Annotated in this window: 26 protein-coding genes; 22 read left to right on the top strand and 4 right to left on the bottom strand. The window is 66.2% G+C overall.

Annotation, left to right across the window (positions count from 1 at the left end; translation table 11 throughout):
- Positions 1 to 9: 9 nt before the first annotated feature.
- From J2X67_RS09815 to J2X67_RS09785, 7 genes are all read left to right on the top strand, one after another.
- Entirely contained in the window at positions 10 to 1,395 is a 1,386-nt protein-coding gene (locus J2X67_RS09815; protein WP_409050479.1) for an AmpG family muropeptide MFS transporter, read from the top strand.
- Between the two features lie 127 nt (positions 1,396 to 1,522).
- Positions 1,523 to 2,725, top strand: a complete 1,203-nt coding sequence (locus J2X67_RS09810; RefSeq protein WP_309952608.1) for a beta-ketoacyl-[acyl-carrier-protein] synthase family protein — start codon at positions 1,523 to 1,525, stop codon at positions 2,723 to 2,725.
- The gene (locus tag J2X67_RS09805) at positions 2,722 to 3,567 is read left to right on the top strand and encodes a beta-ketoacyl synthase chain length factor (RefSeq protein WP_309952606.1); all 846 of its coding nucleotides are present in this window, start codon (positions 2,722 to 2,724) and stop codon (positions 3,565 to 3,567) included. The genes J2X67_RS09810 and J2X67_RS09805 overlap by 4 nt, the downstream gene beginning before the upstream one ends.
- A gap of 6 nt (positions 3,568 to 3,573) precedes the next feature.
- On the top strand, positions 3,574 to 5,280 hold the full coding sequence (locus J2X67_RS09800) for an NAD(P)/FAD-dependent oxidoreductase (RefSeq protein ID WP_309952603.1): 1,707 nt from the start codon (positions 3,574 to 3,576) through the stop codon (positions 5,278 to 5,280).
- Complete coding sequence (locus J2X67_RS09795; RefSeq protein ID WP_309952601.1) at positions 5,277 to 5,999, top strand: response regulator transcription factor; 723 nt, start codon at positions 5,277 to 5,279, stop codon at positions 5,997 to 5,999. The genes J2X67_RS09800 and J2X67_RS09795 overlap by 4 nt, the downstream gene beginning before the upstream one ends.
- A gap of 7 nt (positions 6,000 to 6,006) precedes the next feature.
- On the top strand, positions 6,007 to 7,203 hold the full coding sequence (locus J2X67_RS09790) for an ATP-binding protein (RefSeq protein WP_309952600.1): 1,197 nt from the start codon (positions 6,007 to 6,009) through the stop codon (positions 7,201 to 7,203).
- A gap of 69 nt (positions 7,204 to 7,272) precedes the next feature.
- Positions 7,273 to 8,529: an O-antigen ligase family protein gene (locus J2X67_RS09785; protein ID WP_309952597.1), complete on the top strand. Its 1,257-nt coding sequence runs from the start codon at positions 7,273 to 7,275 to the stop codon at positions 8,527 to 8,529.
- A gap of 72 nt (positions 8,530 to 8,601) precedes the next feature.
- Here J2X67_RS09785 and J2X67_RS09780 read toward each other — a convergent pair whose 3' ends face one another.
- Entirely contained in the window at positions 8,602 to 8,811 is a 210-nt protein-coding gene (locus J2X67_RS09780; protein ID WP_157611418.1) for a zinc-finger domain-containing protein, read from the bottom strand.
- Between the two features lie 5 nt (positions 8,812 to 8,816).
- A complete protein-coding gene (locus J2X67_RS09775) occupies positions 8,817 to 9,767 on the bottom strand; it encodes a branched-chain amino acid transaminase (RefSeq protein ID WP_309952594.1) in 951 nt (316 codons plus the stop codon).
- 133 nt (positions 9,768 to 9,900) lie between these two features.
- On the opposite strand from J2X67_RS09775, the gene J2X67_RS09770 reads away from it, so the two are divergent.
- The gene (locus tag J2X67_RS09770) at positions 9,901 to 10,899 is read left to right on the top strand and encodes a recombination-associated protein RdgC (protein ID WP_309952592.1); all 999 of its coding nucleotides are present in this window, start codon (positions 9,901 to 9,903) and stop codon (positions 10,897 to 10,899) included.
- A 22-nt stretch (positions 10,900 to 10,921) separates the two neighbouring features.
- Here J2X67_RS09770 and J2X67_RS09765 read toward each other — a convergent pair whose 3' ends face one another.
- A complete protein-coding gene (locus J2X67_RS09765; RefSeq protein ID WP_309952589.1) occupies positions 10,922 to 11,365 on the bottom strand; it encodes a glycerate kinase in 444 nt (147 codons plus the stop codon).
- 218 nt (positions 11,366 to 11,583) lie between these two features.
- Here J2X67_RS09765 and J2X67_RS09760 point away from each other — a divergent pair, with 218 nt between their 5' ends.
- Positions 11,584 to 12,039: a hypothetical protein gene (locus J2X67_RS09760; protein ID WP_309952586.1), complete on the top strand. Its 456-nt coding sequence runs from the start codon at positions 11,584 to 11,586 to the stop codon at positions 12,037 to 12,039.
- A gap of 51 nt (positions 12,040 to 12,090) precedes the next feature.
- Here the strand turns inward: J2X67_RS09760 and radA are convergent, their stop codons facing one another.
- On the bottom strand, positions 12,091 to 13,479 hold the full coding sequence (gene radA, locus J2X67_RS09755; protein ID WP_309952585.1) for a DNA repair protein RadA: 1,389 nt from the start codon (positions 13,477 to 13,479) through the stop codon (positions 12,091 to 12,093).
- Positions 13,480 to 13,577: 98 nt separating this feature from the next.
- Here radA and hpaR point away from each other — a divergent pair, with 98 nt between their 5' ends.
- The 13 genes from hpaR to J2X67_RS09690 all read left to right on the top strand — a co-directional run bounded on the left by hpaR (position 13,578) and on the right by J2X67_RS09690 (position 24,910).
- Complete coding sequence (hpaR, locus tag J2X67_RS09750; protein WP_309952582.1) at positions 13,578 to 14,012, top strand: homoprotocatechuate degradation operon regulator HpaR; 435 nt, start codon at positions 13,578 to 13,580, stop codon at positions 14,010 to 14,012.
- Positions 14,009 to 14,650, top strand: coding sequence for a fumarylacetoacetate hydrolase family protein (locus J2X67_RS09745; protein ID WP_309952581.1), 642 nt, complete (start codon positions 14,009 to 14,011; stop codon positions 14,648 to 14,650). Before hpaR ends, J2X67_RS09745 begins: the two co-directional genes overlap by 4 nt.
- Entirely contained in the window at positions 14,647 to 15,420 is a 774-nt protein-coding gene (locus J2X67_RS09740; RefSeq protein WP_309952579.1) for a fumarylacetoacetate hydrolase family protein, read from the top strand. The genes J2X67_RS09745 and J2X67_RS09740 overlap by 4 nt, the downstream gene beginning before the upstream one ends.
- A 63-nt stretch (positions 15,421 to 15,483) precedes the next feature.
- Positions 15,484 to 16,470, top strand: coding sequence for a tripartite tricarboxylate transporter substrate binding protein (locus tag J2X67_RS09735; RefSeq protein ID WP_309952577.1), 987 nt, complete (start codon positions 15,484 to 15,486; stop codon positions 16,468 to 16,470).
- A gap of 19 nt (positions 16,471 to 16,489) precedes the next feature.
- The gene (gene hpaE / locus J2X67_RS09730) at positions 16,490 to 17,953 is read left to right on the top strand and encodes a 5-carboxymethyl-2-hydroxymuconate semialdehyde dehydrogenase (RefSeq protein WP_309952575.1); all 1,464 of its coding nucleotides are present in this window, start codon (positions 16,490 to 16,492) and stop codon (positions 17,951 to 17,953) included.
- A gap of 107 nt (positions 17,954 to 18,060) precedes the next feature.
- Positions 18,061 to 18,396: an aromatic ring-opening dioxygenase subunit LigA gene (locus J2X67_RS09725; RefSeq protein ID WP_281149170.1), complete on the top strand. Its 336-nt coding sequence runs from the start codon at positions 18,061 to 18,063 to the stop codon at positions 18,394 to 18,396.
- Entirely contained in the window at positions 18,393 to 19,220 is an 828-nt protein-coding gene (locus J2X67_RS09720; RefSeq protein WP_309952572.1) for an extradiol ring-cleavage dioxygenase, read from the top strand. The genes J2X67_RS09725 and J2X67_RS09720 overlap by 4 nt, the downstream gene beginning before the upstream one ends.
- Before the next feature lie 17 nt (positions 19,221 to 19,237).
- A complete protein-coding gene (locus J2X67_RS09715) occupies positions 19,238 to 19,642 on the top strand; it encodes a 5-carboxymethyl-2-hydroxymuconate Delta-isomerase (protein WP_309952570.1) in 405 nt (134 codons plus the stop codon).
- Positions 19,643 to 19,646: 4 nt separating this feature from the next.
- Positions 19,647 to 20,450, top strand: coding sequence for a 2-oxo-hept-4-ene-1,7-dioate hydratase (hpaH, locus tag J2X67_RS09710; RefSeq protein ID WP_309952569.1), 804 nt, complete (start codon positions 19,647 to 19,649; stop codon positions 20,448 to 20,450).
- 9 nt (positions 20,451 to 20,459) lie between these two features.
- Positions 20,460 to 21,308: an HpcH/HpaI aldolase/citrate lyase family protein gene (locus J2X67_RS09705; protein WP_309952567.1), complete on the top strand. Its 849-nt coding sequence runs from the start codon at positions 20,460 to 20,462 to the stop codon at positions 21,306 to 21,308.
- A gap of 21 nt (positions 21,309 to 21,329) precedes the next feature.
- Entirely contained in the window at positions 21,330 to 23,072 is a 1,743-nt protein-coding gene (ilvD, locus tag J2X67_RS09700; RefSeq protein ID WP_309952566.1) for a dihydroxy-acid dehydratase, read from the top strand.
- Between the two features lie 35 nt (positions 23,073 to 23,107).
- On the top strand, positions 23,108 to 24,097 hold the full coding sequence (locus tag J2X67_RS09695; RefSeq protein WP_309952564.1) for a Bug family tripartite tricarboxylate transporter substrate binding protein: 990 nt from the start codon (positions 23,108 to 23,110) through the stop codon (positions 24,095 to 24,097).
- Between the two features lie 18 nt (positions 24,098 to 24,115).
- Positions 24,116 to 24,910, top strand: coding sequence for a class II aldolase/adducin family protein (locus J2X67_RS09690; protein ID WP_309952562.1), 795 nt, complete (start codon positions 24,116 to 24,118; stop codon positions 24,908 to 24,910).
- Positions 24,911 to 24,913: the final 3 nt, after the last annotated feature.

Raw genomic sequence — 24,913 nt, 5'->3', positions numbered from 1 at the left:
CGCGCCCTCATGGACAATCCGGGGTTCATGTCTGCCCAGCCTGCCGAAACCCCCACCGCCTCTTCCCTGCCCTGGCGCGATGCGCTGAAGGTCTATCTCGAGCCCGCCACCCTGCGCATGCTGGCGCTCGGCTTTTCGGCCGGCCTGCCGCTGCTGCTGGTGCTGGGCACGCTGAGCTTTCGCCTGCGGGAGGCGGGTATCGACCGCACCACCATCGGCTACCTGAGCTGGGTGGGCCTGGCCTACGGCTTCAAATGGGTCTGGGCACCGCTGGTCGACCGGCTGCCGCTGCCGCCGCTCACCACGCTGCTCGGACGCCGGCGCGGCTGGCTGCTGCTGGCGCAGGCACTGGTGATTGCGGGGCTCGTGGGCATGGCGCTCAGCGATCCGCGCCAGGGGCTGGTTCCGCTGATCTGGTGCGCACTGCTGGTGGCCTTCGGCTCGGCCACGCAAGACATTGCGCTCGACGCCTTTCGCATCGAGTCGGCTGAAACCCGCAAGCAGGCCGCGCTTGCCGCTGCCTACCAGACAGGCTACCGGCTCGCGATGATCTGGGCCGGCGCGGGCGTGCTGTGGGTGGCGGCCTGGGCCGAGGTGACGCCTGTGGCCGGCGCCACGGGCGCGGCGGCGTACCAGAACGGCGCCTGGAAAACCGCGTACCTGGTCATGGCAGCGTCCATGGCGGTGGGCGTGCTCACGGTGCTGCTCTCGCCGGAGCCGGTGCGGCGTGCGCTGCCCAAGGCAAAGAACGCGGCCGAGTGGCTGCAGGGCGTGCTCATCGAGCCCTTTGCCGATTTCATCCGCCGCTACAAGTGGCAAGCCGCGCTCATCCTCGCGCTGATTGCCATCTACCGCATCAGCGACGTGGTGATGGGCATCATGGCGAACCCGTTCTATGTGGACATGGGCTTTACCAAGGACGAGGTGGCCACCGTCAGCAAGATCTACGGCGTGGTGATGACGCTGGCCGGCGCCTTCGTGGGCGGCGTGCTGTCGATGCGACTGGGCGTGATGCGCGTGCTGATGCTGGGCGCGGTGCTCAGCGCCGCGAGCAACCTGCTCTTTGCCTGGCTGGCCTCGCGCGGGCACGACCTCACGGCGCTGATTGCCGTGGTGTCGGCCGACAACCTGGCCGGCGGCATAGCCTCGGCCGCCTTCATTGCCTATCTCTCGAGCCTGACGAACATCAGTTATTCGGCCACCCAGTACGCCCTGTTCAGCTCGCTGATGCTGCTGCTGCCGAAGTTCATTGCCGGCTACTCGGGCCTTTTTGTAGACGCCTACGGCTACGCCCGGTTCTTCACCGGCACGGCCCTTTTGGGGGTGCCGGTGCTGCTGCTGGTGGCATTGGCCGCCCGGATCACCACGGCCAAAGCCCCTGCCGGGCGTCAATAGACCACGGGCCTTTCAGGAAAACAGCTGACGCTGGAGGCCCCATACAACTGGTAGGCTGTGACTTTCCGGTTACCTTTCGCATCGCTTTCAAAGCGTTTAATTTCGCCCGAAACCCACGACAAGCAACGTGCCGCCACGCATTTCTCCCCTTCAGATCAGCGCCTTCACGGCCACTTCGGCCGTCGGTGTCGGCAAGGAGCCGCTCGCCGAGGCGCTTGCCAGTTCGCGCAGCGGCTTGCGCGCCAACGATTTCGGCGAAGCGCCGTTGCCCACCTGGATAGGCCGGGTCGACGGGCTCGAAGACATCCGCCTTCCGGAGGCGCTGGCTTCCTGGGACTGCCGCAATAACCGGCTCGCGTGGCTCGGCCTGCATGCCGACGGGTTCCCCGAGGCGGTGGCCGCCGCGCGGGCCAGGTACGGCGCCTCGCGCATCGCGCTCATCCTGGGCACCTCGACGTCCAGCATCGGCGAAACCGAACTGGCCTACACCCAGCTCGACGCCGAGGGGCTCTTTCCGGCAGACCAGCGCCGGCCGGCAGTGCACACGCCGCATTCGCTGGCCATGTTCGTGCAAGAGGTGCTCGGGCTCACGGGCCCGAGCGAGACGATTTCAACGGCCTGCTCATCGAGCGCCAAGGTGTTCGCCTCGGCCGAGCGGCTGATCCGCCTTGGGCTGGCCGACGCCGCCGTGGTGGGCGGGGTGGACACGCTGTGCGGCAGTGTGCTGTTCGGCTTCAATTCGCTCGAACTGGTGTCGAGCGAACCGTGCCGGCCTTTCGACGCAGGCCGCAAAGGCATCAGCCTGGGCGAGGCGGCCGGCTTTGCGCTGGTGGAGCGCGTGCAGGACGACGCCAGGGCTCCGCTGCGACTGCTCGGCTACGGCGAAGCCAGCGATGCGCACCACATGTCGACGCCGCACCCCGAAGGCTTGGGCGCCGAACGTGCGCTCGACGAGGCACTGGCGCGCGCGGGCCTGGCGCCCGACGCCATCGACTACATCAACATGCACGGCACCGCCAGCCAGAAGAACGACGAGGTCGAAGGCGCGCTGGTGGCGCGCCGCTTTCCGGCCACGACCCACGCCAGCTCGACCAAGGGCTTCATGGGCCATACGCTGGGCGCGGCGGGCATCGTCGAGTCGGTAATCAGCCTGCTGGCGATCGAACGCGGGCTGATGCCCGGCACCGTGAACACAAGCGAACTCGACACCGGCTTCGGGCCGCAGATCAAGCTGCAGCCCGCTCATGGCGAGGTGCGCTACGCACTGACCAACTCATTCGGCTTTGGCGGCAACAACTGCTCGCTGGTGTTCGGCAAGGCAGCCCAATGACGGCCGCCAATCAGGCGGCTGCGAAGCCGCCCACCCTCTACATCGAAGGCCCGGCTTTCTGGACGCCCACGCTGCCAGGCTGGGAGGCAGCGCGCGCCGCCTTCCGCGGTGAAGGCGCGCTCGCCGATCCGCCGGCCAAGCGCCCTTCGCCCCAGGTGCTGGCACCCGCCGAGCGCCGCCGCGCACCCGACACCGTGGCGCTTGCACTCGAGGTGGCCGCCGCATCGATGGCGGGCGCGGGCCGCAATGCGGCCGACGTGCCCTGCGTGTTCGTCTCGGCGCACGGCGATCTCTCGATCAACGACTACATGTGCAGCACGCTCGCGACCGACCCGACGGTGCTGTCGCCCACGCGTTTTCACAACTCGGTGCACAACGCGGCGGTGGGCTACTGGACCATCGGCACCGGCTGCATGGCGGCCAGCAACTCTGTTTCGGCCTACGAAAACAGCTTTGCTGCGGGCCTGCTCGAAGCAGCGGTGCAATGCGCAGCCGACCAATCGCCGGTGCTGCTGGTGGGCTACGACACGCCCACCGTGGGCGCGCTCACCTCCGTCACCGACAGCCAGGGCCTCCTGGCCGTGGCGCTGGTGATTGCGCCCGAGCGCACCGAGCGCACCGTCGCATCGTTCGACTGGTCGATAGAAAGCGGCAACGGCAGCGCGCCCACGCCGCTTTCGGACGCCGCAAAGACCCTGGCGCACATCAACCCGATGGCGCATGCGCTCGGCCTCTTCGAATCGCTGGCGCGCCTGGCGGACGACGGCGCGCCTGCGCCGCTGGGCCTTCCGCTTTCTTCCACCCTGGCGCTGCAGCTGCAACTGCAGCAGGTGCGGGACTGAGGTTCCATGACAGGCACTGCGCATACATGTGACGCAGTGATCATGGGCGGCGGGCTCGCGGGCCTCACGCTGGCGCTGCAGCTCAAGCAGCGCTTCGACGACATCGACGTGCTGGTGCTGGAGCGGCGCAAGCACCCGGTGCCGCACGCGGCCCACAAGGTGGGCGAGTCGTCGGTGGAAATCGGCGCGCACTATTTCGACACCGTGCTCGGCCTCAAGCCGCACATGGACAGCGCGCAGCTGCGCAAGTTCGGCTTCCGCTTTTTCTTCAGCGAAGGACGGAGCGACATCGACCAGGTCACCGAGATCGGCGCGAGCCGCTACCTGGCGGTGCCCAGCTACCAGATCGACCGCGGCATCTTCGAGAACTATCTTGCCGAGGAGGCCGTTCGGCGCGGGGTGCGCTTCGACGATGCCGCACTGGTGCGCCGCGTCGAACTGGCCCCTGACGCCAAGGCGCCGCATCGCATCGAATGGTCACGCGGCGACGAGACGCACAGCGCCGAAGCGCGGTGGATCATCGATGCCTGCGGGCGTGCCGGGCTTCTCAAGCGCAAGCTGGGGCTCGCCGAGGCCAATGCGCATGATGTCAATGCGGTGTGGTTTCGCATCGGCGAACGCATTTCCATCGACGACTGGAGCGACAGCGCCGACTGGCAGGCGCGCTGCAATCCCCGCGCGCGGTGGCTTTCGACCAACCACCTGGTGGGCGCCGGCTACTGGGCGTGGCTGATTCCACTGGCTTCGGGCTCCCACTCGGTAGGCATCGTGGCCGACCCCAAGCTGCATCCGCTGGACACCATCGACACCTTCGAAAAAGCGATGCAGTGGTTTGCCACCTATCAACCGCGCCTGCATGAAGCGCTCGACGGCAAGCGGCACCTGCTGCAGGACTTTGCCTTTCTCAAGCACTTTTCGTACGGCTGCAAGCAAGTGTTCTCGGGCCAACGCTGGGCGCTGACGGGCGAGGCCGGGTTGTTTCTCGACCCGTTCTATTCGCCGGGCAGCGACTTCATTGCAATGAGCAACACCTACATCACCGACCTGGTGGCGCACGACCGCGCAGGCCGCTCGGTGGAGGCGCGCGCGCAGCTGTACGACCAGATCTACCACTCGTTCTACGAGAGCACCCTGGCGCTCTACCAGGACCAATACCCCCTGTTCGGCGACCCCGAGGTGCTGCCTGTGAAGGTGATATGGGACTACGCCTACTACTGGGGCGTGCTGTCGCAGATCTTCTTCCAGCAGCGGCTCACCGACCTGATGCTGCTCGGCAGCCTGAAGGAAGAGCTGCAGCATTGCCAGCGCCTGAACCTGGCGGTGCAGCAGTTGATGCGCGCATGGTCTGCCGCCAGCCCCAGGCGCAATGCGCCTGTCATGCTCGACCAGGCCGCAATGCCATGGTTTGCCGAACTCAACCGGAGCCTGAAAGACCCACGGCTGGATGATGCCGGCTTCAAGGCGCGCATCCGGGCTTCGACCGCCCAGTTGCGGCAGCTCGCGCGCGAAATCCTGGAGCGGGCCCGGGCCGACAATGCCGACCTCGGCGACTGCACCCTTCCCTCGATTCTCGAAGAGAACATGTCTTCGCCACCCGCCCCTGTGGAGGGCGGCGCTATGCTTTTTGCAGCGCTTCCGGTTGACCCGAAGAAGCCGCGTTTACCCAACTTTACGGAGCGTTCAAGCCCCGTTGCCCCCCGTGCACGACCATGAAGCGCATGAGCACCCCCCAACTCCTGATGATCGAAGACGACGCCCGCCTGGCGCAGATGGTGGGCGAATACCTGACGCAGTCGGGTTTTGCCTTCACGCATGCCGGCGACGGTGCGAGCGGCCTCGAGCAGCTGCAGCAGCACGCGCCCGACCTGGTGATCCTGGACCTGATGCTGCCCGACACCGACGGCCTTGAAATCTGCCGCCGCATCCGCTCGCTGCCCGCGCCGGCGTCGAAGGTGTCGGTGCTCATGCTCACCGCCAAGGGCGACCCCATGGACCGCATCATCGGCCTGGAGATCGGCGCAGACGACTACCTGCCCAAGCCCTTCGAGCCGCGCGAGCTGCTGGCGCGCATTCGCGCGGTGCTGCGCCGCCGCAGCGAAAACAGCGCCGACACCGAAGCCAGCACGGTCATGCGCTTCGGCACGCTCGAGATCGACCGCAATGCGCGCACCGTGTCGGTGGGCGGCGCAGTCGCCGACCTCACCTCCTACCAGTTCGACTTGCTGGTTGCCATGGCCGAGCGCGCCGGCCGCGTGCTCACGCGCGACCAGATCATGGAAGCCGTGCGCGGCCGAGAGCTCGAAGCCTTCGACCGCTCGATCGACGTGCACATGGGCCGCATCCGTGCCGCCATCGAGGTCGACGCCAAGAACCCGAAGCGCATTCTTACCGTGCGGGGCGTGGGCTACGTATTCGCCAAGCAGCAGGACTGACCGGCTGATGCTGCGCAGCCTGTACTCACGCCACCTGTACGTCCGCATCTGGCTTGCGGTGGTGGGCGGCGTCGTCATCCTCACGCTCATGGCCAACTGGATCGTGCGCGAAGCCGCCGAGGCCGAGCGCGAGCGCCTGGCGCCGGTGCCGCGCAACGTGGTGGTGCTCGATGCGCAAGACCGCACCATCGGCAGCGGCAAGGCGCTGCGCGTGCCGGGCCAGGGGCTGGAGTTCGACGTGACGCTGAGCGACGGCAAGGCCATCACGCTGCGCGTGGCGCCGCGCGACCGGCCTTCGGGCACCGGCGGGTTCGCGCCATGGCGCACGCCTTTCGGGCTGGGCTGGATGATCGCGCTCGTCGGCATTGCCGTGGCGCTGGGTGTGTACCCCATCGTGCGGCGGCTCACCCAGCGGCTGGAGACGCTGCAGCGCGGTGTGCAGCGCTGGGGCGAAGGCGACCTTTCGGTGCGCGTGATCGAAGAAGGGCAGGACGAAGTGGCTGATCTCTCCAAACGTTTCAACGCCTCGGCCGAACGCATCGAAAAACTGGTGCGCTCGCACAAATCGCTGCTGGCCAATGCATCGCACGAGCTGCGCTCGCCGCTCACCCGCATCCGCATGGGCCTGGAACTGATGGGCGACCGCCCGAGCCCCGCGGCGCGCGACGAAATCTCGCGCAACATCGGCGAGCTCGACCAGCTGATCGACGAGATCCTTCTGGCCAGCCGCCTCGACGCGAGCGAGGCCGACATGGGCACCATCGAGGCGGTCGACCTGACCGGGCTTGCGGCCGAAGAGTGCTCGCAGGTCAATGCCGAGCTCGACCTGGTGGAAGGCACCGACAACGCCAAGCTCACCGTGCCGGGCGTGTCGCGCCTGCTGCGCCGGGCCATCCGCAACCTTCTGGAGAACGCCCGCCGCTACGGCGCGGGCGAAATTTCGGTGGAGCTGGGCAATGCCAACGGCTTTGCCACCGTGCGCGTCAACGATCGCGGGCCCGGCGTGCCGGCCTCCTTGCGCGACCGCATCTTCGAGCCCTTCTACCGGCTGCCCGGCGCCAGCGAGCGCAACGGCGGCGTTGGCCTGGGGTTGGCGCTCGTGAAGTCGATTGCCGAGCGCCACGGCGGCAGCGTGCGCTGCGAAGAGCGCCCGGGCGGAGGCGCGAGCTTCGTCATCCGCCTGCCCACAGCCAGCAACGGCTGACCGGGGCGGCAGGCCTGCGGGCCTGTAGTCAGGTCGGGCTGCTGCAGCCCCACCTAAAATCCCGCCCCTATGCAGAGATCGCACATCGTCAGGCCCGCGGCCGCGTTCTGGGGGCTGGTGGTGTTCATGCCCGTCGGCGTTACCTACCTTTCGGCCTTGCTGCTGCTCGCCACCATGCTGTTGGCCGGCGGGCTGCGCGAACGCTATGCGAGGCTGCGCGCCAACCCGCTATGGTGGCCGCTGGTGGCGTACCTGGGCTGGACTTTCATTGTGCTGGCCATCGGGCCGCACTACCCCGAGACCGGCTCGAACCTCTTCCATGGCTTGCGCATCGGGCTCACCATATTGATGGCGCTGGCGCTCTCGCGCGAAGAAGCGGTATGGGCGCTGCGCGGCTTTCTGCTGATTGCGGCGCTGAACATCGTGCTGATCGTCGCGTTCTACGCCACAGGCTTTCCGATCTGGTCGCCGCTGCGCGCGGTGGTCATGGAAGTCGGCAACAAGTCGATCAGCAACGCGCTGCTTTTCAGCGTGGTGGCCTCCACGGCAGCGGTTTGGGGTATTGCGCAGATTGCCGCGCACAGGCCGCTGCGTGCCGTTCCCGCCTTTGCACTGGTGCTCGGCCTGGGCCTGGTGGTGGCGCTGCCGCTTACCTCGCGCACTTCGGTGCTCGCGCTGATGCTGGTGATTCCCGTGGTGTGCATCCACCAGTGGCGCAGCCACCTCAAGATGCTGGTGAGTTCGCTGGTGCTGGGCGCCGTGGTGCTGGCCGCCGCGCTGTACCAGTTGCCGCAGCTGCAGCACAAGGTCGAAACCGGCATCGAAGAAATCGAAAAGGCGCAGGCCGGCGCGGTCTTCAAGGGCAGCTGGGTCATTCGCTACTACATGTACCGCGACACCGGCCTCATGATTGCCGACCGGCCGCTCACCGGCTGGGGCATCGGCGGCTGGACCAGCCAGTGGCACAAGCGCGGCCCGGCGATGTTTGCGGATTCGAACATGCCGCACAACGACTTTCTCTGGGCCGGTGCGCAGGGCGGCCTGCCGGCCTTGCTGAGCCTCCTGGTCATCATGGCGGGCGCCGTGTGGCAGGCGTGGAAACGGCCCGACATTGCGGGCCGCTACGCGCTGGCCGCCACGCTGATTGCGCTGATCGCATCGAGCGTGAACTCCGCCGTGCGGGACGCGCAGATTGGCCTGGCGCTGCTGTGGATTGCAATGGTGTACCTGCGGCTTGCACAGGAACCACGGAGCACGCAGCCGTGGAACGACCTGTGGCCGGGAAGCCGCATCGCGGCGGTGCCCGAGGCGCCCGCTTCGAGCTAGATAGCTATACGGTAACGATCAAGTAGCTATCGGGTAGCCATCGGCCAGCTACCCGACAGCGGCCGCCACCGCTCAGTGCCGCGACGACACCGTTTCGCCCGCCGCCAGGCGGTAGACGGTGCCGCAGTACGGGCACTTGGCTTCGCCGGTGCGCGCCACGTCGAGGTACACCTTGGGGTGGGTGTTCCAGAGCTTCATGTCGGCCTTGGGGCTTGGGCAGAACACGCCGCCCTGGTGGTTGAGCTCCTTGGCCAGGAGTTCGACGACTGCGTTGGTAGACATGTTTCTCAGACTTTCGTGAGCCAGTGGGCGTACTTGGGGTTCTTGCCGTTCACGATGTCGAAGAAGGCAGCCTGGATTTTTTCGGTGATCGGACCGCGCGAGCCGCCGTCGCCGCGGTTGCCGATCTCGATGCGGTCGAGTTCGCGGATGGGCGTGACTTCGGCCGCCGTGCCGGTGAAGAAGGCTTCGTCGGCAATGTAGACCTCGTCGCGCGTGATGCGCTTTTGCACCAGCTCGATGCCGAGGTCCTTGCACACGTGCAGGATGGTGTTGCGTGTGATGCCGTTCAGTGCGCCGGCCGAGAGGTCGGGCGTGTAGACCACGCCGCCCTTCACCACGAAGATGTTCTCGCCCGCGCCCTCGGAGACAAAGCCGCTCGCGTCGAGCAGCAGCGCTTCGTCGTAGCCGTCGTCCAGCGCTTCCATGTTGGCGAGGATGGAGTTGGTGTAGTTGCTCACCGACTTGGCCTGCGTCATGGTGATGTTGACGTGGTGGCGGGTGTAGCTGGAGGTCTTCACGCGGATGCCGCGCTTCATGCCCTCTTCGCCCAGGTAGGCGCCCCAGGACCAGGCCGCGACCATGGCGTGGATCTTGTTGCCCTTGGGGCTCACGCCGAGCTTTTCGGAGCCGATCCAGATCAGCGGGCGCAGGTAGCAGCTTTCGAGCTTGTTCTCGCGCACGACCTGTTTCTGGGCCTCGTTCAGCTGTTCGGGCGTGAACGGGATCTTCATGCGCAGGATCTTGGCGCTGTTGAACAGGCGCTCGGTGTGCTCGGCCAGGCGGAAGATGGCCGTGCCTTCGGGCGTCTTGTAGGCGCGCACGCCCTCGAAGGCGCCGCAGCCGTAGTGCAGCGTATGGCTCAGCACGTGGATCTTGGCGTCGCGCCAGTCCACGAGTTCGCCGTCCATCCAGATCTTGCCGTCACGGTCGTCCAGCGAGGGGGGGATCGAGCTCATTTCCTGATTCCTTTGGGGGGCAGCTGTGTGGGGAGCGACCGGGGAGTCGCAAAAGCTTTCGATTTTACGGCGCCCGGCGGAACGGGGTGCCCGACAATGGCGGGTTGTCCAAACCAGTGGAAAAAGGGTTTCCGTGTCCGTATTCAAGAACGTCATCGTCTATCGCATCGAACCTGCCTGGTCCCAAACACTGACCGAAATCGAAGAAGGCCTCGGCAAGCAGCGCTTCGAGCCCTGCGGCCCTTCGCAGGAAAAATCCGCCGGCTGGGTCGAGCCCCGGGGCGAAGCCAACGGCCCGCTGGTCGAATCCATCGGCGGCCAGTGGCTGGTCGAATACATGATCGAGAGCAAGCAGGTGCCCGGCTCCGTGGTGCGCCGCAAGCTCGACGAACGCTGCGCGCAAATAGAGGCCACCACCGGCCGCAAGCCCGGCAAGAAGGAAAAGAAAGAGCTCAAGGAGGACATCACCCTCGAGCTGCTGCCCATGGCCTTCACCCGCAGCGCCCGCGTGGCCGTGTGGATCGACCAGGCCGAGCGCCGCCTCGTGATCAACAGCGCCAACGCCGCCCGCGCGGACGAAGTGGTGACCAGCCTCGTGAAGTCGCTCGACGGCTTTGCGGTGGCCCTCATCAACACGCAGATCGAGCCGGCCGCCGCCATGGCCAACTGGCTCCTCACGCAAGAGCCGCCGGCCGGCTTCACCATCGACCGCGAGTGCGAGCTCAAGGCTTCGGACGACTCCAAGGCCGTGGTGCGCTACGCCAAGCACCCGCTCGACATCGAGGAAGTGCAAAAGCACATCACCGACGGCAAGCGCCCCACGCGCCTGGCGCTCACCTGGGACGACCGCGTGTCCTTCGAGCTGACGCACGGCATGCTGATCCGCAAGATCGTGTTCCTCGAAGGCACCGGCGACGGTGCCTCGGGCGGCAAGAAGGAAGACAACTTCGATGCCGACGTGGCCATTGCCACCGGCGAACTCGGCCAGCTGGTGCCGGCGCTGCTCGAAGCGCTCGGCGGCGAAGCAGCCTTCAGCGGCGCGCCAACAGATGCAGCACCCAAGGCTGCTGCAGAGACGCCCACGACAACCACTCCGGCAGACGCCGAGGTCGAAGAAGACGCGCCGTTCTGACCTGACGGCACCCTGCGGCGGCTCAGCCCGCCGGGTTTTCTTCGGAAGGCGAGGCGGCCTCGGGCTCCGCTTCGGGGCGCGTCAGCGCCCAGCTTTGCAGCTTGCCGCTGTTGAACACCGCATCGACATACGAGCCGCCGGTATCGGTCCAGCGGTAGAGCTCGGGCTGCTCGTCCTTCGGTGAACGCAGTTCGCCGAGGGCACGCGTCATCGCAATCACGTGCATCAGCGTTGCGCCCTTCTTGAGCTTGGCATTGAGCATTACCGCGCTCGCCACATAGCCGATCGGGCGATCGGCGGCACGCTTGAGCACCTGCATTGCGCGGTTGAAGTGCAGCAGCAAGAACATCACGATCACACCGCCAGCCAGGGCCACGCCGCCCCAGCCGCCGCTGCGCCAGGCCAGCCCTAAAAAGACGATGGCGCCCACCGGCACCAGCAATTTCTGGAAATTCATGCCGCGCATTGTCGCCGCGCGGCAGGCCTTGCCAGGCCGGCGTCATTCGAAAGTACGCATATGCAGCAAGGGCGCTTTGTTGCCGTGCCGCCGGACTTGGGCAGCAGTAGCGGCCATGGCTACCGCCGGGCGCGCGGCACGGTACTCACCGCTAAAGGCACCCGGCGCGGTAGCGCCAGGCGGCACATTTCATCTCACGGGCATCAGCCCGGGCCACTGAAAAGCGTATGAGCATTCCCCGATCCGTCACATTCGTTCGTCTCAGCCTTTGTGCTGCACTCACCGCCACCGCACTCAGCGGCTGCTACGTGGTGCCGCTCGGACAACCCGCTCCCGCGGCACCGCCTTCGCAGGCCTATGCCGTGGCTCCGGGCCCGGTAACGCAAAGCTTCAGTGCACGGCTATATCCGTCGAACGCCGAAGCGGCGCGCTACGGAACCATTGCCGGCACGGTGACCAACGACATGAACGGTCGCGGACATTTCAACGCGCTGATCGGCAATGAGCAGTTTCAGGGAGAGGCGACCCGGGTTGCGGGCTCGCGAGGTGCCGGGCTGGCGAACGCCAGCGGCAATCGCGGCGGCAACCTGAGTTGCCAGTACACGATGAACTCGGCCACGTTGGGCAGCGGCCAATGCGTGCTCAACGGCGGACCGGCGTTCACGATGCACATCGGGGGGTAGGGAGGGTGGCCCGGCGCGTCACTGGCGCGCCGGGCATTTTTTTCCCTGAGATCAGTCGAGGCGGCGGACCACGTCCATCGCCTCTTCGATGCGCTCGACGGCGTGGATCGTCAGGCCTTCGATTTCCTTCGTGCCCTTGCGCGGCGCATTCGCCTTGGGCACCACGGCCACGCTGAAGCCCAGCTTGGCCGCTTCGCGCAGGCGCTCCTGCCCGCGCGGCGCGGGGCGCACCTCACCTGCCAGGCCCACTTCGCCAAACGCGATGAAGCCCTTGGGCAGCGGCTTGCCGCGCAAGCTCGAAGTAATCGCAAGCATCACAGCCAGGTCGGCCGCGGGTTCGCTGATGCGCACGCCGCCCACTGCGTTGACGAACACGTCCTGGTCCATGCAGGCCACGCCCGCATGGCGATGCAGCACGGCCAGCAGCATTGCGAGCCGGTCGCGGTCGAGCCCCACCGAAAGACGGCGCGGGCTGGGCCCGCCGTTGTCGACCAGCGCCTGGATTTCGACCAGCATCGGCCGCGTGCCTTCGAGCGTCACCAGCACCACGCTGCCGGGCACCGGCTCGGCATGCTGGCTCAGGAAGATTGCACTGGGGTTGGCCACGCCCTTCAGGCCGCGCTCGGTCATTGCGAACACGCCGATTTCGTTCACCGCGCCGAAGCGGTTCTTGATGGCGCGCACCAGGCGAAAGCTCGAATGCGTGTCGCCCTCGAAGTACAGCACCGTATCGACCATGTGCTCGAGCACGCGCGGCCCCGCAAGCGCGCCCTCCTTCGTGACGTGGCCAACCAGCACCACGGCCGTGCCGCTGGTCTTGGCAAAGCGCGTCAGGTGCGCCGCGCATTCGCGCACCTGCGCCACAGAACCCGGCGCCGATGTGAGCTGGTCGGAATACACGGTCTGGATCGAATCGATCACCGCGATGGCCGGGCGGGTTGCGTCGAGCGTGGCAATGATCTTTTCAAGCTGGATCTCGGCCAGCACCTGCACCTGCGAATGGTCGAGCCCGAGCCGCTTGGAGCGCAGCGCCACCTGCGAGCCGCTTTCCTCGCCGGTGACATAAAGCGCGTTCTGTCCCGCGCGCTGCAGCGCATCGACAGCCTGCAGCAGCAGCGTCGACTTGCCGATGCCCGGGTCGCCACCGATGAGCGTGACACCGCCAGAGACGATGCCGCCGCCCAGCACGCGGTCGAGCTCGTCGAGCCCGGTGGGCGTGCGCGCGACATCGGTCGCTTCTATTTCAGACAGCGTGGCAAGTTCGGACACGCCCGCAAGCGCGGCGTATTGCGTGCCGAAGCGGTTGTTGGCCGGGCCGCTGCTGCCGGCCACCTGCTCGATGAGTGTGTTCCAGGCGCCGCAGCTCGGGCATTTGCCGAGCCACTTGGGACTGGTGCCGCCGCATTCGCTGCAGACGAAGAGAGATTTTTCCTTGGCCATGCAAGGAGTTTAGGTGTCCGCACAAACCCTGATGGAAAACGGCTTGGAAAGAAATTCCCAATCATTTAACATGTTAAGTAATTTGAAAGGCATCGCTCTTGAGCACCACCTTCACGCACCGCAATTTGCCGCGCCTGTTGCTGCAGGCCCGCGAAGCCGTGATGGCCCACACCCGGCCCAGCTTGCGCGAGCACGCGCTGTCCGACCAGCAATGGCGCGTGCTGCGCGTGCTCGGCGAGCACGGCGCTGTTGAAACAGGCCACGTTGCGCGAGAGGCGTTCATCCTCGGCCCCAGCCTCACGGGCGTGCTTGCGCGCATGGAGCGCGACAAGCTCATCACGCGCAGCCGCGATCCCGCAGACCAGCGACGCACGGTGGTCGAGGCAACGCCGCACGGCATGAAGCTGGTAAAGCGCCTGTCGACCAGCATCGAGGCGCACTACGAGTGGATGGAAAAGTCGCTCGGCAAGGCCAAGCTCACCCAGCTCTACGGGCTGCTCGACGAACTCATTGCACTGGAGCAACCCTCATGAGCGGCACCGCCACGCATTACCTTCCCACCGGCACCGTGTACGGCACGCTGCTGAACTTTCGCGCCGAGGTGGAAGCACTTGCGCCGCAGATGACGCAGCCGCCGTACAAGGCACCGCCGAAAGCGCCGGTGCTGTATGTAAAAACCGCCAACACCTGGAGCCCGCACGGCAGCGCCATCACCCTGCCCGCGTCGGTACCCGAAGTGCAAATTGGCGCCAGCATCGGCATGGTGATCGGCGCCGAAGGCGACATCGAAGGCTTCGTGCTGATGAACGACCTCTCCATTCCGCACGCCAGCTTCTTTCGCCCACCGGTCAAGTTCAAGTGCGTTGACGGGTTCCTGGGCATCGGCCCGGCGCTGCGCGATGCGCAGGACGTTGCCGACCCCGCAAACTTTCGCCTCGAGGTGCGCATCAACGGCGCGCTGAAGCAGTCCGTCGACTTTTCGCAGCTTGTTCGGCCCGCGCAGCAACTGCTTGCCGATGTGGGCGAATTCATGACGCTCGCGCACGGCGACGTTCTGCTGCTGGGCTGCGATGCCGGCCGGCCGCTGGCGCGCGCGGGCGACCGCATCGAAATTTCTTCGCCCGGCTTCGAACCATTGATCAACACGCTGGTGCAGGAGACCGCCGCATGAAGCACGCACGCGTCATCTACGAAGGCCGCGAGCACACCGGCGTCGCCCACGAATTCGGCGGCCAGCCCGATGCGGCCGTGCGCCTGGACGACGGCCGCATCGTGCCGCAAGAGCAGCTCACCTGGCTGCCGCCGCTCGCGCCCACAGCGCGGCCCCGCACCATCCTCGCGCTCGGCCTCAACTATGCAGACCACGCCAAGGAACTCGAGTTCAAGGCGCCCGAGGAGCCGCTGGTGTTCGTCAAGGGCCAGAGCACGCTCATCGGGCACCGCCAGCACACGCAGCGCCCCGCGGGCGTGCAGTTCATGCACTACGAATGCGAACTGGCCATCGTCATCGGCAAGACCGCAAGAAACGTGAAGCAGGCCGACGCCTACGACTTCATCGGCGGCTACGCCGTGGCCAACGACTACGCGATTCGCGACTACCTCGAAAATTGGTACCGCCCCAACCTGCGCGTGAAAAACCGCGACACCTGCACGCCGCTCGGCCCCTGGTTCGTCGATGCGGCCGACGTGCCCAACCCCATGGCGCTGGCGTTGAAGACGACGGTGAACGGCACCGTCACGCAGCAGGGCAGCACGCGCGACATGATTTTCGACGCGCCGTTTCTCATCGAGTATTTCAGCCGCTTCATGACGCTCTCGCCCGGCGACCTGATCCTTACGGGCACGCCTGACGGAGTGGTCGACTGCAAGCCCGGCGACGTGGTGGTGACAGAGATCGAGCGCATCGGTGCGCTGGTCAACACCATCTCCGGCAGCGCCTAGCTCCGCCACCGCACCGCGCCACCTGCTTCGCTCCCTACACCAACTACAGAAGAGACAAACAAGATGACGATCAGGAACAAGCTCGGGCTCGCAGCAGCCCTTGTGGCTTTTGCCGCCACGACCCTCGCGCCCCAGCTGGCACAGGCGCAGGCCTTTCCCGCCAAGCCCGTGCGCTGGGTGGTGGGCTATCCCGCGGGCGGCGGCACCGACTTTCTCGCGCGCACCGCCGGCGCGCAGCTCTCGCAGCAGCTGGGCCAGCCGGTGCTGGTAGACAACCGCCCCGGCGCAGGCGCCATCATCGCGTCGGAGAACGTGGCGCGCTCGCCTGCCGACGGCTACACCGTGTTCTCGGCCGACAACGGCGTGCTGGTGTACAACCCGGCGCTCTACAAGAAGCTGCCCTACGACGCCGAAAAAGACTTTGCCATGATCGGCATGATGGGCCGTTCGACGCTGGTCATCACGGCCGCACCCAATGCCGGCCTGGCCGATGCCAAGGCGCTGATCGCCGCGCTGAAGGCATCGCCGGGCAAATACAGCATTGCCACGCCGGGCACCGGCAGCCCGCACCACCTGGCGCTCGAACTCTTCCAGCGCGAGGCCGGCGTTTCGATGCTGCACGTGCCCTACAAAGGCGGTGCACCCGCCTTGCAAGACCTGATGGGCGGGCAGGTGCCGCTCATGATGCTCGACCTGCCCAGCGGCGTGAGCGCGGTCAAGGCCGGCAAGGTGGTGCCACTCGTCACGATGGGCGCCGAGCGCATTCCGCAGCTGCCCAACGTGCCGACCGCGAAGGAGTTGGGCTACGCAGGCGTCGAGGCCTACACCTGGCAGGGCCTCGTGGTGCCCGCCGCCACCCCAAAGGACGCGCAGGCCCGGCTCGGCGCCGACCTGAAAAAAACCATGGCCGACGCCGGCGTGCGCCAGAAGCTCTTCGACGCGGGCTGGGAAGCGCGGCCCGTCGACGGCGCCGAGATGGCGCGCTTCGTCGACGCCGAACGCAAGAAGTGGCATGCCTTGATCAAGGCCCGCGACATCAAACTCGACTGACCGACCCCGCAGGGAACCCATGCAACAGATTCATCACCTCATCGGCGGCAAGAGCGTTGCCGGCACCGACTACTTCGAAACCGTCAACCCCGCCACGCAAGAGGTGCTGGCCGAGGTTGCCTCGGGCGGCGAAACCGAAGTGAACGCGGCCGTGGCCGCTGCGAAGGAAGCGTTTCCCAAGTGGGCCGGGCTGCCTGCCGCCGAGCGCGCGAAACTGGTGCGCAAGCTGGGCGACCTGATCGCGAAACACGTGCCCGAAATCGCGCAGACCGAGACCAATGATTGCGGCCAGGTCATCGCGCAAACCGGCAAGCAGCTGATTCCGCGCGCGGCCGACAATTTCTACTACTTTGCCGAGATGTGCACGCGCGTCGACGGCCACACCTATCCCACGCCCACGCACCTGAACTACACACTGTTCCATCCGGTGGGCGTGTGCGCGCTCATCAGCCCATGGAACGTGCCTTTCATGACGGCCACATGGAAGGTCGCGCCCTGCCTGGCCTTCGGCAACACCGCGGTGCTGAAGATGAGCGAACTCTCGCCGCTCACGGCGGCACGGCTGGGCGAGCTTGCGCTCGAAGCGGGCATTCCGGCGGGCGTGCTGAACCTGGTGCACGGCTACGGCAAGGAAGCCGGCGAGCCGCTGGTGGCCCACCCCGATGTGCGTGCAATCTCGTTCACGGGCTCCACCGCCACGGGCAACCGCATCGTGAAGAGCGCGGGGTTGAAGAAGTTCAGCATGGAGCTTGGCGGCAAGAGCCCGTTCGTGATCTTCGACGACGCCGACCTCGACCGTGCGCTCGACGCGGCGGTGTTCATGATCTTCAGCAACAACGGCGAGCGCTGCACGGCCGGCTCGCGCATCCTGGTGCAGCAATCGATCTACGCCGACTTTGCCGCGAGGTTCGCCGAGCGCGCCAAGCGCATCACCGTGGGCGACCCGCTCGACGAGAAGACCATCGTCGGCCCGATGATTTCGCAAGGCCATCTGGCAAAAGTGCGCAGCTACATCGAGCTCGGACCGAAGGAAGGGGCCACGCTGTTGTGCGGCGGGCTCGAGACGCCGGGCACCTTGCCGGACCGCGTGAAGAAGGGCAACTATGTGATGCCCACGGTTTTTGCCGACGTTGACAACCGCATGCGTATTGCGCAAGAAGAAATCTTCGGCCCCGTGGCCTGCCTGATCCCGTTCAAGGACGAGGCCGATGCGATCCGCCTCGCCAACGACATCCAGTACGGCCTCTCGAGCTACGTGTGGACCGAGAACATCGGCCGTGCGCACCGCGTGGCGGCTGCGGTCGAAGCCGGCATGTGCTTCGTCAACAGCCAGAACGTACGAGACCTGCGCCAACCCTTCGGCGGCACCAAGGCTTCAGGTACCGGGCGCGAAGGCGGTACCTGGAGCTATGAAGTGTTCTGCGAGCCGAAGAACGTCGCGGTGTCGATGGGGTCGCACCATATTCCGCATTGGGGGGTGTGAGATGCAATCGGAATACCGTCCTGGGGGCGCACCCCGGGGGACATTCGCGGAGGGGAGTACCCGGTGGCCTTTGCACACGCCCTGAAAGAACACGCAAGGCAAACACCATGAGCCTCTACGCCATGCAGAAATTCCTGTTCGCCCTGAACCGCGACACAGAGGTACAACGCCGCTACGCAGAAGCCGGCGACACGCGCAAAGCCTTGCTCGCAGCCTATGATTTCAACGAAGAAGAACGTGAAGCCATAGACAAGGGCGACATCGGAAAGCTCTACGTGCTCGGCTGCAACGGACAACTGCTCATGCACTTCGCGCCGCTGCTTGGCATTGCATGGGCAGACTATCTGGAAGCCATGCGCGAAGGCGTCCGTAAATACGGTCCCGTGCGCGCAGGCATCTACGCGATGACAACGGGCACAGACGAAAAGGTGGCAGGCGTATGAGTCTTGTATTTGCAGGCGTTTGCAGCCACGCCCCCGGCATCACCGGACGCGCCCACCTGGCCGATCCGGCCGTGAAGGACGAATTTCACGCGCAGTTTCATCGCTTTGGCGAGGCGATGCGCGCTACCAGGCCTGATGCCGTGATCGTCATTGCGGCAGAGCACTTTGCTAATTTTTTCATGAACAACATGCCGGCCTATGCCATCGGCATGGCCGACAGCTACGAAGGTCCGATCGAAGACCCAAAGTGGCTCGGCATCGAAAAAACGAAAGTACCGGGCGATGCCGCACTTTCGCAGCGCCTGATCCGCGAGGTGATGCAGACGGTAGACGTGGCCTATGCGGAAGAATGGAAGTTCGACCACGGCATCATGGTGCCGCTGCACTTTCTTACGCCGAAGTTCGACACCAAGGTCATCCCCGTGAACATCAACTGCCAGGGCCCGCCACTCACGCCGCTGCATCGTGCCTGGGCTTTTGGCGAGGCGCTGCGCCGTGCTTGCGACAAGGCGCCCGAACGCATTGCGCTGGTGGGCACGGGCGGCATTTCGCACTGGCCCGCCACGCCTGATTCAGGCAAGGTCAATGCCAAGTGGGACGCGGAGTTCATGCGCCGCTGGTGCGCCAACGATCGTGAAGCATTGCTCTCGCAGGCCGACTACAACGACGAAGCCACCTACCGCGAAGCCGGCCAGGGCGGCTTCGAGATTCGCACCTTTCTTAGCGTGGCCGCGGCCGCCCGCGGCAAAGGCCACATCCTGCACATGAAGGCCATACCTATCTTTGCGGTGACATGCACCGCCGCGACGATGTCCATTGAATAAATGAACGGAACACCGGCATGCCGCACCTGGTAATTTTGTACACGCCCAACATCGAAGCAGAAACCGACATGTCGGCGCTTTGCCGCACGCTGGCCGACACCATGCTCAAGCAGCATGACGAGGCCGGCAAGCCGGTGTTTCCCATCGGCGGCACGCGCGTGCTGGCCTACCCGGCCGCGCACTATGCCGTGGCAGACGGCAAGGCCGACTACGCCTTCGTGTACCTCAACATCCGCATGGCTGGCGGGCGCTCCGAAGCCGTGAAGAAAAGGGCCGGTGACGAACTGTTGGCCGACGTGCGCGCGCATTTCGAACCGATTTTCGACAAGCGCCACATCGGGATCACGCTGCAGATAGACGAAAGCCCGGGCCAGGTGTATGACGGCAAGCACAGCAACCTGCACCCCATCTTCAACAAATAACCTCATGCTCACCTCCGACACCATCGCCAGGCTGGCGGCCGAACTGCACGAGAGCGAAAAGTCGCGCGTGCAGGTCGAGCATTTTTCGAAGCGCTTTCCCGAAATGACGGTGGAAGACGGCTATGCCATCTCGCGCGAATGGGTCAAGGCCAAGATTGCCGAAGGCCGCACAGTCAAGGGCCACAAGATCGGCCTTACCTCGCGCGCCATGCAGCTGTCCAGCCAGATCGACGAGCCCGATTACGGCACGCTGCTCGACGACATGTTTTTCGATCAGGGAAGCGACATTCCCTTCAAGCGCTTCATCGCGCCGCGCATCGAGGTGGAGCTGGCCTTCATCCTCGGCAAGAAGCTGCAGGGGCCGAACGTGACCATCTTCGACGTGCTTGCCGCCACCGACTACGTGGTGCCCGCCATCGAGATCATCGACGCGCGCATCGAGCAGTTTGACCGCCACACCAAGGCGCCGCGCAAGGTGTTCGACACCATTGCCGACAACGCGGCCAATGCGGGCATCGTGCTTGGCGGGCGGCCGGTCAAGCCCGATGAGGTGGACCTGCGCTGGGTGAGCGCGCTGCTCTACAAGAACGGCGTGATCGAGGAATCGGGCGTGGCCGCGGCCGTGCTCAACCACCCGGCCACGGGCGTGGCATGGCTTGCGAACAAGCTCGCGCCCTGGGACGAATACCTCGAAGCTGGCGAAGTGGTGCTCGGAGGCTCGTTCACCCGTCCGACCACCGCCCTGCCGGGCGACACCTTCCATGCCGACTACGGCCCGCTGGGCAGCATTGCCTTTCGTTTCGCCTGAAAGACTTCCATGCAAACACCGCTCAATACCTTCAAGCAGGCCATGCAGGCCGGCGAACAGAAAATCGGCCTCTGGGTCGGCCTGGCCGACGGCTATGTGGCCGAGATTCTGGCCGGCACGGGCTTCGACTGGCTGCTGGTCGACGGCGAGCATGCGCCCAACGACGTGCGCTCGGTGCTCGCGCAATTGCAGGGCATTTCCAGTGCATGGTCGGCACAGCCGGAGTCGGAGCGCTCGCACCCCGTGGTGCGCGTTCCGGTGGGCGACACCACGCTGCTCAAGCAGTACCTGGACATCGGCGCGCAGACCATCCTGGTGCCGATGGTCGACACGACCGAGCAGGCCGCACGCATGGTGCAGGGCATGCGCTACCCGCCGGACGGCATTCGCGGCATGGGCAGCGCCCTGGCGCGCGCCTCGCGCTGGCAGGCCTACCCCGGCTACCTGCACGAAGCCAACGCGCAAACCTGCCTGCTGGTGCAGGCCGAGACGGTCGAGGCCATGAAAAATCTCGACGCCATTGCAGCCACGCCGGGCGTGGACGGCGTGTTCATCGGGCCGGCCGACTTGTCGGCATCGATGGGCTTCGTGGGCCAGCCGAACCACCCCGAGGTGCAGGCCGTGATTGCCGACGCCATTGCGCGCATCCGCAAGGCAGGCAAGGCGCCGGGCATTCTCTCCACCACCGAGGAGCAGGCGCGCAAGTGGCTGGCTGCCGGCGCGCAGTTCGTGGCCGTTGGGGTGGACACCATTCTGCTCACGGCGGCGGCCAAGCAGCTGGCGGCCAGATACAAGACTGACAAGAACGACAAGAACGACAAGACTGCCGCAGGCACCGCCGCGCCCAACGGCTACTGAAACCCTCCGCCTTCCTGCGCCATGACTTCCCCGACCGATCCCAAGCCCACGCCCAAGCGCTTCCGCTCCGCCACCATCCGCGAAGGCACGATCCGCGCCACCACGCGCAGCTTCTTGCATGCGCTGGGCCAGGACGACGAGGACATCGAACGCCCGCACATCGGCGTGTTCCACACCGGCGGCGAAATGAGCCCGTGCAACCTCAACCTGCGCGAACAGGCGCAGCACGCGAAGACGGGCATCTACGCTGGCGGCGGCACGCCGCACGAATGCCCGGTGGTGTCGGTGAGCGACGGGCTCACCATGGCGCATTCGGGCATGCGCTTCTCGCTGATCTCGCGCGAGCTGATTGCCGACAGCGTAGAGGCCTCGACGCGCGGCCACCAGTGGGACGGCATCTTTGCCATCGGCGCCTGCGACAAGAACCTGCCGGGCCTGATGATGGGCATGGTGCGCTGCAACGTGCCGAGCGTGTTCGTGCATGGCGGCTCAGCACTGCCGGGGCAGATGCCCGGCCCCGACGGCCGCGACCTCAACGTGGTCGATACCTACGAGACCATCGGCAAGGTGCTGGCCGGCACCGCCACGCACGCAGAGCTCGACGCCATGAGCCGCGCCTGCCTGCCCACGGCGGGCGCCTGCGCCGGCCAGTTCACGGCCAACACCATGGGCATGGTGTCCGAGGCGCTGGGCCTCGCGCCCCTCGGCTCGAGCATGGTGCCGGCGGTGTTCAGCGAACGCGCGCCCTTGATGCGCCGCGCCGCGAAGAACCTCATGAAGGCGGTGATGGGAGACAGCCCCCTGCCGCGCGACATCGTCACGCGCAAGGCGCTCGAAAACGCCTGCACCGTGGTGTCGGCGACGGGCGGCTCCACCAACGCCGCGCTGCACCTGCCGGCCATTGCGCACGAGGCCGGCATCAGGTTTCACCTGGACGACGTGGCCGAGATCTTCGCGCGCACGCCGCTCATCGCCGACCTGCGTCCGGGCGGCCAGTACCTGGCGCGCGACGTGTTCTACATCGGCGGTGCGGGCGTCATCTTGCGCACGCTCATGGAACAAGGCTTTCTGCATGGCGACGCGCTCACCTTTACCGGCCGCACCATGGCCGAAGAGCTGGCCGATGCCGCCGCGCCCGACGGCCGCGTGGTGCGCGAAGCCGGCAATCCGATCACCCGCGACGGCGGGCTGGCCGTGCTCAAGGGCAATCTCTGCCCCGACGGCGCGCTGCTCAAGACCGCGGGCCTGCAGACGCTGGTGCACCGCGGCCCGGCACGCGTCTTCAACTCCGAGGAAGAAGCCCAGGCGGCGGTGCAAAACCGCCGCTACGAGCCCGGCGATGTGATCGTGATCCGCAACGAGGGTCCCAAGGGCAGCCCCGGCATGCGCGAGATGCTGGGCATTACCGCCCTGCTCTACGGCCAGGGCATGGGCGACAAGGTGGCGCTTTTGACCGACGGCCGCTTTTCGGGCGCCACGCGAGGGCTGTGCATCGGCTATGCGGGCCCCGAGGCGGCCGACGGCGGGCCGATTGCCGCGCTGCGCGACGGCGATGTGGTGGCCATCGATGCGCGCGCCGGAGCGCGCAGCATTTCGGTGGAACTCACGCCCGAAGAAATTGCGCTTCGGCTCTCCAAACGTGAGGTAAACGCGGGGGTGGCGCACCGCGGCTTGCTGGAAAAATACGCGCTCACCGTGCGTCCTGCCCATCAGGGCGCAGTGACCCATTCGGGCGCAGTCACCTGGCTGCGCGACGAGTCGTAAACCTGCAACCAACCACCAACACCCGGAGACACACCATGACATTCACCCGCCGCCACATGCTGCAGACCACCGGCGCCTCGGCCCTGCTTGCAAGCCTGGGCCAGCACGCCTTTGCGCAAGCCTCGCTCGAAACCGCCACCATCGTCACCGGCTTTGCGGCCGGCGGCACCTCGGACACCACCTGCCGGCGCATCGCGCAAAAGCTGAGCCCCGACTACGCAAAATCAGCCGTGGTCGAAAACCGCACCGGTGCAGGCGGGCAAATCGCCGTGAGCTATGTGAAGGGCCGGCCGGCCGACGGCGCCACCATCCTGCAGACGCCCACCTCGATCCTCACGATCTACCCGCACATCTACAAGAAGCTGCCTTACGACCCGATGGTCGACCTCACGCCGGTCAGCCTTGCCTGCATCTTCGACTTCGGCTTTGCGGTCGGACCCGCCGTGCCCGCCAGCGTGAAGACGGTGCCCGAGTTCCTGACCTGGGCCAAGGCCAACCCGACCGGCGCCAATTTCGGCTCGCCGGCCGCGGGCTCCACACCGCACTTCATCGGCGCGCTCCTGGGCAAGAAGAGCGGCGTCGAGCTGAAGCACGCCGCCTACCGCGGCACGCAGCCGGCCATGCTCGACCTGCTGGGCGGCAACATCTCGGCGGTGTCGGGCCCCATCGGCGACATCACGCAGCACCTGGCCTCGGGCAAGGTTCGCATCCTGGGTGTGTCGGGTTCCAAGCGCAGCCGCTTCGCGCCTGACGTACCCACCTTCGGCGAGCAGGGCATCAAGGACATGGCGCACAGCGAATGGTTCGCCTTCTTCCTGCCCGCCAAGGCATCGCCCGACGTGGTCGCGCGGCTGAACGCATCCATGAAGACCGCGCTCGCGCACAAGGACGTGATCGAAGGCCTCGGCAACTTCGGGCTGGAAGCCATGTCTTCGACGCCGGGCGAGCTGACCGACCTGCTCAAGAAAGACACCGCCAAGTGGGCGCCGATCGTGAAAGAAGTCGGCTTCACCGCTGAGGGTTAACCGTATGAAGGAACTGCAATGAACACACTCTCCACTCCCGCGGCGCCGTCGGCGCTGGTCCATCCGTCTATCCATCCGGACGAGCGCGCCGCGCGCGAACAGCTTGCGGCCTGCTATCGCGTGTTTGCGATGCTGGGCTGGACCGAGATGATCTACAACCACATCACGCTGCGGCTGCCCGACAGCGTGACGGGTGGAGAGAAGCAGTTCCTCATCAACCCCTTCGGCCTGCACTACAGCGAGGTCACGGCCAGCAACCTGGTGAAGATCGACCTGCAGGGCAAGGTGCTCGACGGTTCCACCTATCCGGTCAACCCGGCCGGCTTCACAGTGCACGCGGCCATTCATGACGGCCTGCCCGGCGCGCACTGCGTGATGCACACGCACACCACGGCCGGCGTGGCCGTGGCCTGCCTGCAGGGTGGCCTGCAGCAGACCAATTTCTATACCGCGCAGCTGCATGGCATGGTGGCCTACCACGACTTCGAGGGCATCACCATTCATGCCGACGAAGGCCCGCGCCTCCTCAAGAGCATCGGCAACCGCAACGCGGTGATCCTGCGCAACCATGGGCTGCTGGCCTGGGGCCAGACCCTGCCGCAGACCTTCGCCATTCTGTGGACCCTCCAGCGCGCATGCGAAGTGCAAATGGCCACCTTTTCGATGGGCGCCGCCATTCCGGTGAGCGAGGAAATCGCCGAGCGCTGCACGCGCGATGCACTGCAGTTCAGCCCCGAGCATGGCGCGGGGCAAGACGTGTTCGATGCGCTGGTGCGCCAGGTCGACCGCATCGACCCGAGCTACAGAAACTGAGGC

This window comes from Variovorax sp. 3319, assembly GCF_031456585.1.
Lineage (GTDB): Bacteria > Pseudomonadota > Gammaproteobacteria > Burkholderiales > Burkholderiaceae_C > Variovorax > Variovorax paradoxus_P.
The sequence above is the reverse complement of the archived record's forward strand: the minus strand, read 5'-3'. Positions and strand labels throughout refer to the sequence as shown.